This is a genomic window from Rhodococcus sp. SJ-2, assembly GCF_053750035.1.
This window is the reverse complement of the sequence record NZ_CM132340.1, coordinates 3,856,438-3,872,635: the sequence shown is the minus strand read 5'-3', so window position 1 is coordinate 3,872,635 and position 16,198 is coordinate 3,856,438. Positions and strand designations below refer to the sequence as shown.

Here is a 16,198-nt window from a genome sequence, read left to right as displayed (position 1 = left end):
CGGAAGGCGGACAAAGGCGACGCGGAGTCCGCTCAGTGCCCCTGCGACTCCACCGCGACGCGCTCGTAATCCGCAATCGCCTGGTCGCGGCCCACCATCGAGTCTGCAGTCGCATATCCCGACAGCGATACCGCCGGCTTGTGGTCGATCACGGCGCTTACGACCTCACCACCCGAGGTGAACACGATAATCCCCTTGGCTTCGTCGCCGGGGAGTTCTTCCCACACCACGCCCTCGGTGCCGAGCGCGCGATTGATCTCACTCATCAGCAGTGGCGCACTGAAGTAGTACATCCGGTCCCACGAGTCGCTGTCGAGCCCACCCGCCTCCACCACCTCACCGAGGCTCCGCTGCTGTCCCGAGGTGAGAACCGAGTCGAACTCCGACTCCATTTTCGGATCATCGACCACGGTCACGGTGCCTCCGGAGCCGCAACCGACCAACATCGCCGCTGCCACACCGCCGAGTGCGACCGATTTCCAACCCCTGAGAAATGTCACTTTTGCCCCTCGCGTCACTTTTGTCCCCCCATCGGAACGCGACGGACGCTAACACCGAAACAAGCAGTTGATCAGTGGTGCAGCTCACTATTATCGAAGGCGGATCCGACCTATATACGACACGTAATTCGACGTTGTGGTCATTCACAAGCCCTCGCGTCAATCCTTTGCCGTCAGCTCCGCAATGTCGCCGAGGAGCGCGGATTGCAGCACACCGATCGACTCTGCGGCACCTCCGAATTGATCGCCGACGAAGTTCGTATTGTCGGTCGAGAGTTCGCGTGCCCCGGAGCGTCCGATGAGGTCGTCGATCCGGTCGTCGAGGCTTGCTGCTCGCTGCGCAACTTCGACCATGGCCATTCGACCGTCGGCGAACCCGAGGAGATCCCCGATCCGAGCGAGCGCCGCAACTCGGTCGAGAAGCTGTTCCCAGACGGTGTCCAGCGCCGCGATCCGCGACTCGAGGCCCGACCGCGCTGCGGGCGCAGCACTGATCGCGTCGTCCAATTCGGTGAGCAGGCCCCGCAGTGCGATTACATCGGTGGCGATCTGGGTGAGCTCGTCGGTGAGGTTCAGCTGTGATCGCTGCACGGCGAGGTGTTCCGAATGCCACGCCGGCGACGACTCGATCCGGTCGTACAGTGCCCCCGCGAGAAACAGAAGGGTGTCGTAGCGGTCGACGAAGCGATCGGCCTCGTCGGGCATCTGCCTGGCGAGCACCTCGGCCGCGCGACGCCCTGCATCCGCCGCGATCGTGCGCTCGGACCACCGGCTCACCCGGTCGCTTGCGACAGTGAGCACCGCGTCGCGGGCCCGATCCACCCCGGTCGCCGGGATCGGGGCCGGCGTGCGCTGCAACGCCCGGAACAACGCCTCACGCTGGTCGAGCTCGAGATGAATACCGTCGCGACGTTCACGACGCACGGCGCGCACCCCCTGCGCGTAGTGAGCCGACGAATGCACGATGGACTGCCGCGCGGCGCGGATACGCTTGTCGATCTCACTCGCGCGATACTCGAACACCATCCTGGACAGACCGGGACGCTGCACTGCAGCACGAGCGGCGGCCCTCTCCCGCTCTTCGGTGAGGAGGCGAAGCTCTCCGAACCCACCGATGTCCGGAATCCGGCGCGCGAGACTCCGACGAACGGCGAGGACCGACCTTGCGGACTCATCGAGGTAACCGGATGCGATCGCGACAGCGGCGTCGTCGGACAAGGGGTCGTGATGGCCTTCGATGCGGCACTGTTCGCACCACCGTCGAACCTGGGCGGCGATGCGCTCGCGGCGTTCAGGCTGGGACTCGAACTCCCCGGGAATGTTCGAGTGGTCGGGCTCGGTCATGGTGCCCCTCCTCGGAGATCGTCGACCTCCACTGTTCCAGAATTCACCGACGCCGTCCGGCACAGCGGTATCCCCAGACTCGACCCAGGGTCTCCGCGGGACTCGGAGGGGCAGCGCATGTGTCCGCGGCGGCCGACAGATGACCCCGATGATCTGCGGTGATCGATGTCACACGAGAAATCTCCGAAAGGCGGGTACTTTCCCTCCCCCGGAGCCGCGCCGGACACCCCACGTATCCGAAATACGTTGTCCCACAAGGCTATTTCCCATCCTCGCTGGCCGGCATTTCGACCCGCTTCGAAGTTACCCGCCGGTGTTACCCCACGGTACAGCTCGCGACACCCCCTTTCGGACGGCACCGGGACGCCTCGCCTACCCCGGGAACCCGTGCCCCGCAACGCCTCCCATCGGTACCGTGAGCGCAGGCAACCGCTCCCGGTCACCGAACATCAAAACGTGACAAACCCTCATGTTTCCTCCATGCTGTTATCCGGACGGATCACCCGAAGCAGGGGGCGTTGTCACAGCGACAACCGCGGGCTTCACGCACGATCCGTCCGAACCGCCCAACGGCGCCCTGGGGCAGGGACCACGGGGCCGGGACCGACACGCATGCCCACGCCAACCACGAGGAGCCGACCGATACATGTTCACCAGCCGCGTTATCAACCCGTGACGCGGGACGAGCATTCGGTCGACACCGCTTCCTCGAACGGGGTTGAGCTTCGACGAGCGCGGTATGCGCACAACCATGGAGAACGGTGGCAACGAGTATGTTCAAACGGATCGCAGTGGTCAATCGGGGTGAGGCGGCCGTCCGCCTCATCCGGGCAGTCCGGGAGCTGAACTCCGAGCACAACTACGACATCACAACGATCGCGCTGCACACCGAGGCCGAGCGGCGCGCCATGTTCGTCCGTCAAGCCGACGAAGGTGTCACCCTCCGGCCGTCCACGACGGCCGCAACGCCCTACCTCGACTACGTCGAGCTCGAGCGCGCGCTGACCGAAGCGAAGGCCGACGCAGTGTGGGTCGGCTGGGGCTTCGTCGCCGAGGACCCCACCTTCGCCGACGTGTGCGCCCGGCTGAACATCACTTTCATCGGCCCGTCTTCCGACGCGATGCGTCTGCTCGGCGACAAGGTCGAGGCAAAACTGCTCGCAGAGAAGGTCGGCGTTCCCGTCGCTCCGTGGTCGGGCGGCCCCGTCGAGAACCGCGCCGATGCGCGCCGTCACGCCCAGGCCATCGGCTACCCGCTGATCATCAAGGCCCGTTCCGGTGGCGGCGGACGCGGCATCCGCAAGGTCTACTCCGAGGACGAACTCGAACTCGCTCTCGAGCGCACCCAGGGTGAAGCCGAGCGCTCGTTCGGTGACCCGGTCGTGTTCATCGAGCGTCTCGTCACCGATGCCCGCCACGTCGAGGTCCAAGTCATCGCCGACAACCACGGCAACGTCTGGGCGCCCGGCGTGCGCGACTGCTCGATCCAGCGCAAGAACCAGAAAGTCATCGAGGAGTCCGCCTCCCCGTTGCTCACCAAGGAGCAGGCCGACGAGCTGCGGAAGGTCTCGGCCGACCTGGTCCGCGCCGCGGCCTACAGCGGCGCCGGCACAGTCGAGTACCTGTACCAGCCCGACCTGAAGATCTTCACCTTCCTCGAGGTCAACACCCGTCTGCAGGTCGAGCACCCGATCACCGAGGCGACCACCGGAATCGACCTGGTCAAGCTGCAGATCTTGGTCGCCTCCGGCGAGAAGCTCCCCGGCGACTGCCCGCCCGAGTTCGGCCACGCGGTCGAGGCCCGCCTGAACGCCGAGGACGCCGACAACGGCTTCGCTCCCGCGCCCGGCACCGTGCAACTGCTCAAGTTCCCGCTCGGTTCAGGTCTGCGAGTCGACACCGGAATCGCCCAGGGCGACGTGATCCCGCCCGACTACGACTCGATGGTCGCCAAGATCATCGCGTGGGGCCGCGACCGCGACGAAGCCCTCGCCCGTCTCCGTACGGCGCTCCGCGAGACCACCGTCGTCCTCGACGGCGGGACCACCACCAAATCGTTCCTCCTCGACCTGCTGGGCCGCGAAGAGGTCATCGAGGCCAGTGCCGATACCGGCTGGCTCGACCGCACCGGCGCAGGCACCGCCACCGGGCCGACGAAGGTCGCCGACATCGCGCTTCTCGCGACCGCAGTCGACGTGTACGACGCCGACGAGGCCCGCGCCCGCGCCGGCTTCCTCGCTTCGGCACGCGGTGGCCGCCCCCGCGCCGGCCAGACCGGAACCCGCAAGATCGAACTGAGCTACCAGGGACAAGGCTACGAGCTGCTCGTCGGGCAGATCGGTCCGCACCGGTACCGGATCGGTGCTGGCGACTCCGAACTCGAGGTCGACATCGAGCGACTCGGCGAGTACGAAACACGCCTCACACTCGACGGAAAGCGCCACAACGTCGTCTCGATCGCGGGGCCCGCACACTTCCTCGTCGAGGTCGACGGCATCAGCCACCAGATCAGTCAGGACGAAGCCGGTGTCGTGCGCACGCCCGCTCCGGCCGTCGTGGTCGCTGTGCCCGTTGCCGTGGGCGACGAGGTCGAGGCCGGTCAGACCCTCGTTGTCCTCGAATCCATGAAGATGGAGACCGCGGTCCGTGCACCGTTTGCGGGTAAGGTCCGCGAGATCCTCGCGGTCGTCAACGGCCAGGTCGATGCCGGCGCTCCGCTGCTGCGCGTCGATCAGATTGCCGAGGAGGCCACGACCGCGGTGGCCGAGCGGGTGGAGTTCCCCACCGCCGCGCCCGCGTTGACCGACGACGCCGTGGCCGACGCCCACGCTCGCCTCGATCGACTCGAAGCTCTGATCACCGGCTACGACGTATCGGCCGAGCGCACCGCAACACTGCTCGGCGAGTATGAGCAGCTCACTGCGAAGGCCGCGTCGTGCGACCTGGTGCGTGCCGAACTCGCACTGCTCACCACCTTCGCCGACGTCTGCGAACTGTCGCGCAACCGTCCGACGCAGGACGAGGAGAACAGCGACGACAAGGTCCACAGTCCTCGCGAGTTCTTCCACGGGTACCTGCAGTCGCTCGATGTCGAGGTCGGCGGGTTGCCGGAAAGCTTCCGCGGACGTCTTTCGCGGGCACTGCGTCACTACGACGTCACCGAACTCGAGCGCACCCCCGAACTCGAAGAGGCCGTCTACCGGCTGTTCTGCGCGCAAGAACGCATCGAAGCGCAGATCCCTGTGGTATCGGCGCTCCTCGACCGCTGGCTCGAGCACGGCACCGGTGAGTCCGGTGTGTCGAGCGAACTCAACGAAGTTCTCGACCGTCTCATCGTTGCCACTCAGGTCCGCTTCCCCGTCATCGGTGACACCGCCCGCAACTTGCGCTACCGCTTCTTCGAAGAGCCTGTGATCCGCAAGGCTCGCGAGCAGGTGTACGACGGGGTGCGCGGTTCGCTCGCGTATCTCTCCGAGCACGAGAACTCTGCCGACTACGCGGAGCGGATCGAGGCACTGGTGGCAACGCCGGAGCCCCTCATCGATCTGCTCGCGCAACAGATTTCGCGCCCCGAGTCGGTTCCCGGCCCGCTGCTCGAGGTGATCACGCGGCGCGCGTACAAGATCCGCACCCTCGAAGACGTGGAGTCGAATGTTCGCGACGGACGCCAGTTCGTCACCGGCAACTTCGACCTGCGCGGTACCCGGCTGTACCTGATCTCGGCCGAGGCCGAGCATTCCGATCTCGCCGCGCTGCTCGATTCCGTCGAGGCGGCCGCGAAGCCACTGCCGAGCACCGAGAACCTCGTCATCGATCTCTACCTGGCATGGCACGACGCTCCAAGCGATGCCGATGCGCAGGCACAGGCACTGCACGCCGTGCTGGCCGCAAGGCCGGTCGTCGCGACCGCGCGTCGTGTGACGGTCACGGTGTGCCACACCGACAATGCCGAGGAGCACGTCTTCACGTTCAGGCCCTACGAGACGGGTTACGCGGAGGAGACCAACATCCGCGACATCCATCCGCTCACCGGTCAGCGCCTCGACCTGTGGCGCCTGAAGAACTTCGACGGCAAGAGACTCCCCGCGAACCCGGATACGTACCTGTATCACATTGTTTCGCAGGACAACCCGTCCGACGAGCGGTTCATCGCCCTTGCCGAGGTGCGGGATCTGACACCGCAGCGCGACGAGTCCGGCGCGATCGCGGGCCTGCCCGCATTCGAGCGGGCACTCGCGAGTTCGCTCGACGGCATGCGGCGCGCGCAGGCCGCCCGCGGTGGTCGTCGTCTCGACGCCAATCGTGTCGTGCTGTTCGTCTGGCCCGTCGTGGACCTGACATTCGACGAACTGCGCCGGACCGCGCAGAACGCCGCCCCGCTCACCGTCGGTGCCGGACTCGAGGAGATCACCGTCATCGGTTGGCTGCGCGAGAACCCGGAGCAGCCCGCGCGTGAGGTGGCGCTGCGATTCTCGTACCGCTCGGGTGCCGGTGTGGTCGTGGGCCTCACCGATCCGCCGAAGGAGCCGCTCAAGCCCCTCGACGAGTACACCCAGAAGGTGCAACGCTCCCGCGCCCGCAACACCGTGTACCCGTACGAACTGATTCCGCTGCTCACCGGTAAGGGCGGCAGCTTCGTCGAGTACGACTTCGACGAGTCCGGCCGGTTCGTTGCGGTGGATCGCCCGTACGGTCGCAACAAGGCAGGACTGATCGTCGGTGTCGTGACCACCGCAACCGAGCTGTACCCGGAGGGTATGACTCGTGTCGCGATGTTCGGCGACCCGACCAAGGCGCTCGGTACCGTCGCGGAGGCAGAATGCTCACGCGTGGTCGCCGCCGTCGACCTCGCCGAGAAGCTCGGTGCCCCCGTCGAGTGGTTCGCGCTGTCGTCCGGTGCGACGATTTCCATGGACTCCGGTACCGAGAATATGGACTGGGTCTCGCGGGCACTGCGCCGCATCATCACGTTCACGCAGGACGGCGGCGAGATCAACGTTGTGGTCACGGGCATCAACGTCGGTGCGCAGCCGTACTGGAACGCCGAGGCGACCATGCTCATGCACACCAAGGGCATCCTCGTGATGACACCCGACAGTGCGATGGTGCTCACCGGTAAGCAGTCGCTGGACTACTCCGGTGGCGTGTCTGCCGAGGACAACTTCGGTATCGGTGGCTACGACCGCGTCATGGGCCCCAACGGCCAGGCGCAGTACTGGGCCCCGAACCTTTCCGCCGCGATCGAGGTGCTCTTCGGGCACTACGCTCACGCGTACATCGCGCCGGGCGAGCGGTTTCCCCGTAAGGCGGAGTCGACCGATCCGGTCGACCGCGACGTGCGCGTATACCCGCACGTCCACCCGTCGAGCGACTTCACCACCGTCGGCGACATCTTCTCGTCGGAGACCAACCCGGATCGGAAGAAGCCGTTCGACATCCGCACGGTGATGCGTGCCGTCGTCGACCAGGACCACGCCGTACTCGAGCGCTGGGCCGATATGGCGGACGCCGACACCTCGGTCGTGTTCGATGCCCACCTCGGCGGCCATGCGGTCTCCGTCATCGGCATCGAGTCACGGGCAATCGCCCGTAAGGGCTGGTTCCCGACGGATGGTCCGGACCAGTGGACCTCGGGCACACTGTTCCCGAAGTCGTCGAAGAAGACTGCGCGCGCGATCAACGCAGCGAGCGGTAACCGTCCGCTCGTGGTGCTCGCGAATCTGTCGGGCTTCGACGGCTCGCCGGAGTCGCTGCGCAATGTGCAGCTCGAGAACGGCGCCGAGATCGGACGGGCGATCGTCAACTTCGACGGCCCCATCGTGTTCGTCGTCGTCTCCCGCTACCACGGCGGCGCGTTCGTCGTGTTCTCCGGAGCACTCAACGAGAACATGGAAGTGCTCGCGGTCGAGGGCTCGTTCGCTTCGGTACTCGGTGGTGCTCCCGCCGCGGCCGTGGTGTTCACCCGCGACGTGAACAAGCGCACGGCGAACGACTCGCGCATCGTCGAGCTCGAAGCCCAGATGGCGGCGGCAGAGGACGGCGAGAAGGCACGCCTCGGAGTCGAACTCGCGTCGCTGCGGACATCCGTCCGCTCCGAGAAGCTCGGTGAGGTCGCCGCAGAGTTCGAAGCGATCCACAATATCCAGCGCGCCCAGCGTGTCGGCTCGGTGGATGCGATCGTGCCTGCCGCCGAGTTGCGTCCGCAGATCATCGCGGCGCTGGAGCGGGGTATTGCGCGGACCCTCGCGTAACCACCCGTAGAACGTTCGAAGCCCCGCACCGGATTTCAGGTGCGGGGCTTCGTCGTAGTTCCTAGTCGTCCCAGTCGTCGTCCCGGTCGTCGTGATCGTCATCCCGGTCGTCGTGATCGTCGTCGGCGAGGTCGTCGCACCGGTCGTCCCACTCGTCGTAGAAGTCCTCGACGTAATCGGGGACCGTGTCGTCCCAATCGTCGAACCACGCGTGACAGGTGCTGGTATCGATGAACGGGATTCCGGGCGGTAGAGCGCTCGCCAGGTCTGCGGAGCCTGTTGTTCCGTGCACAGTCGCGATCGCGGTGCTCGATGTCGTCGACGGGGCCGGTCCGGTCGAGGAGGGATCGGCGACGGTCGAGATCGTGTAGGTCGAGGTCGATGCGGAAGGCGCGGCCTCGTTCGAGTTCGAAAGCACGAAACCGGCTGTTCCGGCTGCGGCCGCGGTCGTCAGTGCTGCGGCTGCCCACCAGGTGCGGCTCAGGGCCATGGTCTTCTCCTTCGCAAGGGGTGTTCCGTTCGGTGCACCCTTACTCTGGAGACCCACGATGAGACGTCCATGAGGCGAAGATGACGATTTCTTCATCTCAGTCGAGGGTGCGGATCCATTCGATGAGAGCGCGTGCGACTTCGTGCGGGACCTCGGGGATCAGCGCGTGACCGCTGCCGGGGATGAGGACGGTTGCAACCAGGTCTGCACCGAACTCGTCGATCAGCTCCGAACGGGTCCCGGCCGGGCGGAACACATCGCCTTCCGCCTGCACGTCCAGCAACGGGGACGAGGCTATCGGCCACCACGTTTCCTTCTCGGTCGCCGCCATGGCGGCACGCTGGGCAACGATCGCGTCGGGCCACCAGCCATCGAGCCACACCGACGGGTCGTGTCCCTCCGCGAAGAACACCTCACCCAGGTGGACGAGGCGTTCGGCGTCGGGCAACGCCGAGTCGGAACACTTCGCCACTCGCTCGGTCAGCGACGCGGGGAACCGGCGTGCGCCTGCAGCCAGCACGGCGACTCCTCTGACCAGTTCAGGGCGATCCACTGCCAGCACCCGTGCTACGTAGTGGCCGAACGCGTGCCCGGCAAGGACCGCGGGCCCCGTGTCGAGCATCGTGAGCACATCCGCCACATCACGGGCGAGGTCGTGCAGATCCAAGTCGTCCAGAGGTCCGCCACTCGCGCCGACGCCCCGAGGCTGAGGACGCACGGCGCAATACCCTGCGTCCGACAGGTCTTGCGCGATCGGATCGAATTCATAGGAGTCCCGGCCGAGGGAAGGCAACAAGACCACTGCCGGACCCGCGCCGTTCACCAGCACTTCGAGTTCTGTTCGGCCTGTACGAATCATCTGAGTCTGCGTCACGCGGACATCATCTCAGTCGGCCTACCCGGGACGGCAGCAAGATATAGTTCTTCGCCACACCGTAAACCTGCCTGTGCCCAACATCACACCGGGGCGACAGTGGAGCTCCGCCCTATTCGAGGCCCTTTCATCACGAGTGCTGAAATCGGTTCCCTGACACTGAGTGCAATCAAATTGTGCACTGCATGCCATTCTGGCGCACCACACTGATTGGACCTCTATTTCGTTTTATGCCAATGCATTTCACCACAGAGGCCAACACGATCAAGATCGTCTCGATTTATTCCCGATCGGACCTGACTACGGAGTAAGACTGTGCGCCACAGTATTTTCCGAATCCGCTCGCATCAGCACCGAACGGAAGGGCTACGGACAAACAGTCTGTTCGTACTCCGGAGTAAGTACCAGCTTTCAAGCATAATACGTTGCACCCCAATTGATTCCGGTACATATGACGATCAGGCGCACCGAACGGCAGCGATACATTCCACATGACAATCCCCGGGAAGTGCTGCATCATTGAATGCGCAGGGAGTTAACGAGCAGGGGCGCTCGAAACGCAACGCGAAGCAGGGGAATCTCGCAATCGCGCACCACCACAAGACCATCGGGCATACGCAGCCCCGAAGGGCACGTCGCCGTGCCTGACGCGACCGCCGCCAGTCAGAGGAGACGACAATGACCAGCACCGCCGAACCCACCACGAAACTCGTCCAGGGCAACAAGCTCCGCGGACGCGTCGCGTTCGTCACCGGTGGAACCCGGGGCATCGGTGCCGCTATCAGCCGTAGCCTCGCCGCTCAGGGAGCGACAGTCGCAGCGGGATACGGACGCAACACCTCGCAGGCCGACCAGTTCCTCGCGGAGATGAAGACCAATGCTCGCGACGACGTGACGCACTCCGTGCACAAGGGCGATGTCGCCAGCGCCGACGATTGCCGTCGGACGATCGACGAGGTCATTGCCGAGCACGGCCGTCTCGACATCCTGATCAACAATGCCGGCATCACGATCGATCGCACGGTGCTCAAGATGGAAGACGAGGACTGGGACAAGGTCATCTCCGTCAACCTCTCCGGTGCGTTCTACCTGGCCCAGGCCGCGCTTCGCCACATGCTCGAGCGCGGCACCGGCCGTATCGTCAACGTCTCTTCGGTCATCGGTGAAACGGGCAACATCGGCCAGGCCAACTATGCAGCCTCCAAGGCCGGCCTCTTCGGCCTCACCAAGACACTCGCCAAGGAAGCCACCTTCCACCTGGGCAAAGCGGGCCTACTGACCCCCGACAGCATCGGCGTCACCGTCAACACTGTCACCCCGGGCTTCGTCGCCACCGAAATGGTCGAATCCATCCCGGAGAAGGTCCTCGGTCGTATCACCGACAGCATCCCGGTGAAGCGTCTCGCGAATCCCCACGAGGTCGCCCGCGTCGTCCATTTCCTCGCCGCCGATGACTCCTCCTACATCACCGGTCAGGTGTGGGGTGTCAACGGCGGACTCGACATGTGACCGCTCGCTCCACATCCAGCCCACATACCACTGAACGGTCTCATTTCAGATGCAGTCTTTCGAGCTCAACCGGCATGGCAAGATCGTCTTCCCATCCAATTTCTTTCCCGATCTCGACTTCTCGGCATTCACCAGTATCGAACACCTCGACTCGGTGATCCGTCGTGATTTCGACACGAAGGCCCCCTCGGTCTCCGAAATCCTCTCGCGCAGCGCTCAAGGCGTCTACAAAACCAAGTTCGAACTCATGCGAGACATGGCACTGAGCGGATTCTGGGCGAATCGGTTCGCGCTCACCATGTTCGACAAGAAACCGACGCGCTGGTCCGATGTCCCGCGCAACCGCGACGGCATCTACATGCCCACGCTCACACCGTGGCCCGATGCCGCAGAGCGTATGGCTGCCGTCCAGTCCGCCTACCGCGAACTGCCAGCTGCGTGGAACGAATCGGCCGAGGACCTGATCTTCGCTCGCCTGTTCAACGTCTTCGGCTCGCGGCGGCACATTGCCGGATCACTGCCCACCGTCAAGCCGACGGTCGAACAGCTTCTCGCCGACCCGGACAACATGACGCTCCGGATCGGCAACCACGATCCGAACTACCCGATCTACACGTACGACGAGATCCTCGACAGCAGCGAAGATGTCGCCGAACTCGAGGCCCTCGGCCGGTGGTCGATGGTGCTGCACAACCAGCACCCATACAACCGCAACGAACTCGAGGTCGTGAAGGTCAAGGATCTGAGAGACGACGACTACGTTGTGGTCTTCACGCCCCGTGATCGTGAAGTCCAGCGCTTCATCACCCGAGCGACATCCGGCAAGACCCGCAAGGGCGTGAGCTACACGAGCCCCGCTCCCATCGCCCCGTCGAAGCCCTATCCGGCAGTGGACGTGAACGCGGAGTTCACCATCCGTCCTCGCATCGACTCCCTCGCGGTCGCGCACGGAGACATCGTCTGCACGAACGACGACCTGATCCGCAACACCGCCTACAACTGGTCGCCGATGACGGCCGGTTCCATCGCACAGAAGACCGGAATCGAGCAGCGCCGCTATACCTCCGGCACGTTCGAAGACCTCGCTCTGTCGGCAGCCAAGCAAGCCGTCGAGCACGCGAGCGTAGGTCCGGAGGATATCGGCGCGGTGATCGTGTGCACCTGCACGAGCGGACGGTTGATTCCGTCGCTCGCGACGTGGATCTCGGGCGAGCTCGGCATCGCACAGACCCACGCGTCGTTCGATCTCATCGCGGCCTGCGCGGGCATGCCTTACGGTCTTGCCGAGGCAACCCGCATCCTGCAGCAGGTCAAGCGGCCCGTACTGGTGGTGTGCGTCGAGAAGTTCTCCGACAAGATCGGCAACGTGCGCCCGTCGCGCATGATCTTCGGTGACGGTGCCGCGGCGATCGTCGTGTCGCCCGCCGACGAAGGCGCCGAGGGCGATATCGAGTACTTCAACAGCTATGCGAGTGGACCGACGAGCGAAGTCAATTCGATCATCTGGCCCAACCCGGACTTCGACAACTTCATCACCGTCTACGGTCCCGAGGTCAAGTCGCTCGCCGGCCGCTACCTGGCGCAGATGCTCGACGAGATCAACGAACTGCCCGCACCGGCCGGTGAGAAGGGGTCGCTCCTCGACAATATCGACCTGATCGTGCCGCACCAGGCGAACAAGACGATGATCATCGAGCTTGCTGCGAACGCGGGATTGTCGGCGGATCGTCTGTACTTCAACATCGAGCAGGTCGGTAACGCGTCGTCGGCGAGCATCCCGCTCGCGATCCACGACGCCGTCCGCGACGGCGTCATCGACAAGCCGGTGCGCATCTTCGCACCCGGGTTCGGTGCCGGTGCTGTTGCCGGATACACCGTGATGCGCATCGACCCGAAGGTGGTCGCTCCGTTCCGTTCAGCGGAAGAGCACGCGGCGATCGACCCCACTCAGGGGAAACCGTCGCCATCCGACGTCGAACTGGCATTCAACTAGAAGATCCATTTTGTGCCGATCGTCCCGTTCGCAACGTTTCTTGCGGACGGGACGATACCCATTCGAGGCCACATCCATGGATGGCCCCGAGTGATTTCGAAAGGCACAACCAATGAAGATCCGGCGTCTTACTGCCGCAGCACTGAGCTGCCTGGCGCTGACGGTCGCTGCTCCAGCGACCGCGAATGCGTTCACCCTGGTCGATCTACTCCCCACCGGCGTAGCCGACCTGATCCCCAGCGGATCATGGAACCCGTTCGCACCTCCGGCACCGCTGGCTCCTCCTGCTCCCCCGGAGCCACAAACCCCGCCCGCTCCCCCGCAGCCGGCACCGCAGCAGTCGGCACCGGCGCCCGCACCGCGTTCGGCTCCGAGTGGCGGATTCAAGAACTGCACCGAGGCGTGGAACGCCGGGGCGGCTCCCGTCTACCGCGATGATCCGGGTTACGCACCGCGCCTGGACCGTGACAACGACGGCATCGGCTGCGAGCGGGATCCGCGCTAGCATCCGAACACGACGAGAGGCCCTTCGATGGAGGGCCTCTCGTCGTCGTTCTGCGTCGTCACAGCCAGCGGGGAGGCGTCAATTCGCCCCCTGTAACTCCTATCGCACCGCGGCCGGCAGCCCAGCGCACCACGGACGGAAGGGAACCCTGCACCTCGTGCGTGATCTCGGCTCCCTCCTTCACCACGACAGGGGTGCTGCCCACGACCTCGATCGCGATACCCGTGCCGAGATCCTTCTTGCGCCACATCCCGACGATGTCGTCGAGCAGAGACTCGAGGACGATCGGGGGGAAGTCACCGAAACGACCACCGTTGTCGAGGTCGACGGCGTGGATCCATACCTCGCGGGTGCGCATCCACGCGGTTTCCTCCGCAGGCACGAGCCGCCCTTGCGCGGTGCGCACCTGCGCCTGCCACGCAGAATCCGGTAGGTGACGCCACTTCTCGTCCAGCCGTGCGACCGTGTGCGAGAACAAGTTACGAAGTGCTGCGGGACTCAGCGTGGCCCCTTCGTCGATCTCCTGCCCCCGCTGTTCCGTCGACGAGTACATCGGCGTCTCGATGCCTGTTGCAGCCCAATCCATGAGCCGGCACAGAGCTGCGGCGTTGTAGCCGATGTGCGCCACGAGGTGCCGGCGTGTCCACCCTTCGAGCAGGGTGGGGCCGTCGAGTTCGTCGTCGGTCAGATCCGCGAGCCGCTGCGACAGGTACGACGTACCTCGTCGGGCGATCAACAGCCGCTCGGAGAGTTCGAGATCGTTGAATCCCACGTCCGGGTTCTCCTACTTGATGATCGTCTTGTTCTTGACGGTGCCGAGGCCTTCGATCGTGACCTCGACGGTTTCGCCGTTCTGCACGTAGCGCGCGGGCTTGCGGGCGTGGCCGACGCCGCCGGTGGTGCCCGTGATGATGACATCTCCGGGCTGCAGCGTGACGATGTGCGAAATGTAGTCGACGAGTTTGGCTGGGGTGAACACCAGGTCGTGGGTGTTCGACGACTGCATTACCTCGCCCTCGAGCTTGGTCTCGATCTTGGTTCCGAGCTGATAGTCGGTGTCGAGGAACGGGCCGAAGCCGCTGGTCTTCTCGAACGTCTTGCCCTGGTCCCACTGCAGCGTGCGGTACTGGTAGTCGCGCATCGTGTAGTCGTTGATCACCGAGTAGCCGGCGATGTACCCGGCAGCGTCGCCCTCACCGACCTGGTAGGCCTGCTTGCCGATGACGACGGCCAGCTCCGCTTCCCAGTCGAGCTGCGCACCCGCATAATCGGGCACGATCACGTCGTCGTACGGGCCGGTGAGGGCTTCCTTGAACTTCGAGAACAGAGTCGGGAACTCGGGCAGATCGCGGCCCATCTCCTTGATGTGCGTCGCGTAGTTCAAGCCGACACACACGATCTTGCCGGGCTTCGGCACCACGGGGGCGTAGTCGGCGTTCGCGAGATCGACGACCTTGCCCGAAGCCTGCTCGGCGACGGACTTCCAGTCAGCGTTGTCGAGCAGCGCGGACAGATCGGCGTAGCCGTCGATCACGGTTGCGGCGGAGTCGCTGTCGACCCTCACTGCTGCGGTCGTGCCATCCAGGCGGAGAGTGGCGAGTCGCATGAGTTTTCAGGCTCCTTCGGAGATGATGGTTCGGTTGAAATGAAGTCGTTCCACGATAGGTGCGTCCGAGAACGCGAACAGGTCGACGCCGTCGTCGGTCTCGAGAGACCATTCCGTCCAGGACGGCACCACGATCATGTCGCCCTTGGCAACGTCGTGGTCGGTATCGCCGAGATGGAAACGGCCCTGTCCTTCGAAGACCTGGAACACGACCGAGCCGACATCGCGACGCTGACGGGTGTGTGCTCCGGCCCGGAGACGATGGAACTCGGCTCGGATCGTCGGCATGACGTCGCCGCCGGTGGTGGGGTTGGTATAGCGAATCGCTGCGTGTCCCGGCTCCGGCGTCGCGGCGTAGCCCTCATCCTCGAGCGCGAGCTGCTCGTTCAGCGCGCGGTCGGTATGGACCCATCGGTAGCACGCGATCGGTGAGCTGGTCTTCTTGTCCAGGCCCACGAGGGGACGCAGCCCCGGATGCACCCAGAGGCGCTCGGACCGGGAAATATCCGGGGTGCCCTCGTCGGTCACCCCGTCCGAACCGAATTCGAAGAACCCGGTATCCGTGTAATGAACGAACGGGATGTCCAAACCGTCGATCCATGCCATCGGCTGGTCGGTCTCGTTGTGGTGGCCGTGGAAGTTCCAGCCCGGTGTGAGCAGGAAGTCGCCGCGGCGCATCGCGACCGGATCGCCGTTGACGACGGTCCACACGCCCTCGCCCTCCACTACGAAGCGGAAGGCGTTCTGGGAGTGCCGGTGTTCGGGAGCCGTCTCCTTCGGGCCGAGGTACTGGATCGCCGCCCACAGGGTAGGGGTGACGTACGGGACGCCACCGAGGCCGGGGTTGGCCAGCGCGATTGCGCGGCGCTCGCCACCACGACCGACCGGCACGAGATCACCTGCGCGCTGCGCGAGCGGGTACAGCGTCGACCACTTCCACACGAACGGCACCGCCTTGGACGTCGGCACCATCGGCATGAGGTCGCCGAGCTGCGTCCACAGAGGGTTCAGGTTCTCGGTGGCGAAGTCGTCGTAGAGCTTTGTGAGTTCGGGGTCCATGGGTTCGGTGGCGGTCATCGGTCTCCTCGTCAAACGTGCAGCACATGCCCGGCTTGCCGTCCAACGT

General features: G+C 64.9%; 11 protein-coding genes. 4 read left to right on the top strand and 7 right to left on the bottom strand.

Features of this window, described 5'->3' with window-relative positions; genetic code table 11:
* Positions 1-32 precede the first annotated feature (32 nt).
* Both ACSYG9_RS18215 and ACSYG9_RS18210 read right to left on the bottom strand, forming a co-directional pair.
* Positions 33-500 carry a hypothetical protein gene (locus ACSYG9_RS18215; RefSeq protein ID WP_440123857.1) on the bottom strand — a complete coding sequence of 156 codons (468 nt, stop codon included), beginning with the start codon at positions 498-500 and terminating at the stop codon, positions 33-35.
* 159 nt (positions 501-659) lie between these two features.
* The gene (locus ACSYG9_RS18210; RefSeq protein WP_454839401.1) at positions 660-1,844 is read right to left on the bottom strand and encodes a hypothetical protein; all 1,185 of its coding nucleotides are present in this window, start codon (positions 1,842-1,844) and stop codon (positions 660-662) included.
* Positions 1,845-2,617: 773 nt separating this feature from the next.
* Here ACSYG9_RS18210 and ACSYG9_RS18205 point away from each other — a divergent pair.
* Positions 2,618-8,095 (top strand): ATP-binding protein, encoded by a 5,478-nt coding sequence (locus ACSYG9_RS18205; RefSeq protein WP_440127707.1) that lies wholly within the window; start codon positions 2,618-2,620, stop codon positions 8,093-8,095.
* A 61-nt stretch (positions 8,096-8,156) separates the two neighbouring features.
* Here the strand turns inward: ACSYG9_RS18205 and ACSYG9_RS18200 are convergent, their stop codons facing one another.
* Both ACSYG9_RS18200 and ACSYG9_RS18195 read right to left on the bottom strand, forming a co-directional pair.
* Complete coding sequence (locus ACSYG9_RS18200) at positions 8,157-8,585, bottom strand: hypothetical protein (RefSeq protein ID WP_440123855.1); 429 nt, start codon at positions 8,583-8,585, stop codon at positions 8,157-8,159.
* Between the two features lie 97 nt (positions 8,586-8,682).
* Positions 8,683-9,444: an alpha/beta fold hydrolase gene (locus ACSYG9_RS18195; protein ID WP_440127706.1), complete on the bottom strand. Its 762-nt coding sequence runs from the start codon at positions 9,442-9,444 to the stop codon at positions 8,683-8,685.
* A 693-nt stretch (positions 9,445-10,137) separates the two neighbouring features.
* Between ACSYG9_RS18195 and ACSYG9_RS18190 the strand changes: the two genes are divergently transcribed.
* The 3 genes from ACSYG9_RS18190 to ACSYG9_RS18180 all read left to right on the top strand — a co-directional run bounded on the left by ACSYG9_RS18190 (position 10,138) and on the right by ACSYG9_RS18180 (position 13,466).
* Positions 10,138-10,968 carry a beta-ketoacyl-ACP reductase gene (locus tag ACSYG9_RS18190; RefSeq protein WP_440123854.1) on the top strand — a complete coding sequence of 277 codons (831 nt, stop codon included), beginning with the start codon at positions 10,138-10,140 and terminating at the stop codon, positions 10,966-10,968.
* A gap of 49 nt (positions 10,969-11,017) precedes the next feature.
* Complete coding sequence (locus ACSYG9_RS18185; RefSeq protein ID WP_454839400.1) at positions 11,018-12,961, top strand: ketoacyl-ACP synthase III; 1,944 nt, start codon at positions 11,018-11,020, stop codon at positions 12,959-12,961.
* Between the two features lie 112 nt (positions 12,962-13,073).
* Positions 13,074-13,466: an excalibur calcium-binding domain-containing protein gene (locus ACSYG9_RS18180; RefSeq protein ID WP_454839399.1), complete on the top strand. Its 393-nt coding sequence runs from the start codon at positions 13,074-13,076 to the stop codon at positions 13,464-13,466.
* Between the two features lie 58 nt (positions 13,467-13,524).
* Here the strand turns inward: ACSYG9_RS18180 and ACSYG9_RS18175 are convergent, their stop codons facing one another.
* From ACSYG9_RS18175 to ACSYG9_RS18165, 3 genes are read right to left on the bottom strand one after another with little or no spacing between them, the layout of a single operon-like run.
* Positions 13,525-14,238 (bottom strand): maleylpyruvate isomerase family mycothiol-dependent enzyme, encoded by a 714-nt coding sequence (locus tag ACSYG9_RS18175; RefSeq protein ID WP_440123851.1) that lies wholly within the window; start codon positions 14,236-14,238, stop codon positions 13,525-13,527.
* A gap of 12 nt (positions 14,239-14,250) precedes the next feature.
* Entirely contained in the window at positions 14,251-15,072 is an 822-nt protein-coding gene (locus tag ACSYG9_RS18170) for a fumarylacetoacetate hydrolase family protein (RefSeq protein ID WP_440123850.1), read from the bottom strand.
* A 6-nt stretch (positions 15,073-15,078) separates the two neighbouring features.
* Positions 15,079-16,149: a cupin domain-containing protein gene (locus tag ACSYG9_RS18165; RefSeq protein ID WP_440123849.1), complete on the bottom strand. Its 1,071-nt coding sequence runs from the start codon at positions 16,147-16,149 to the stop codon at positions 15,079-15,081.
* Positions 16,150-16,198 lie beyond the last annotated feature (49 nt).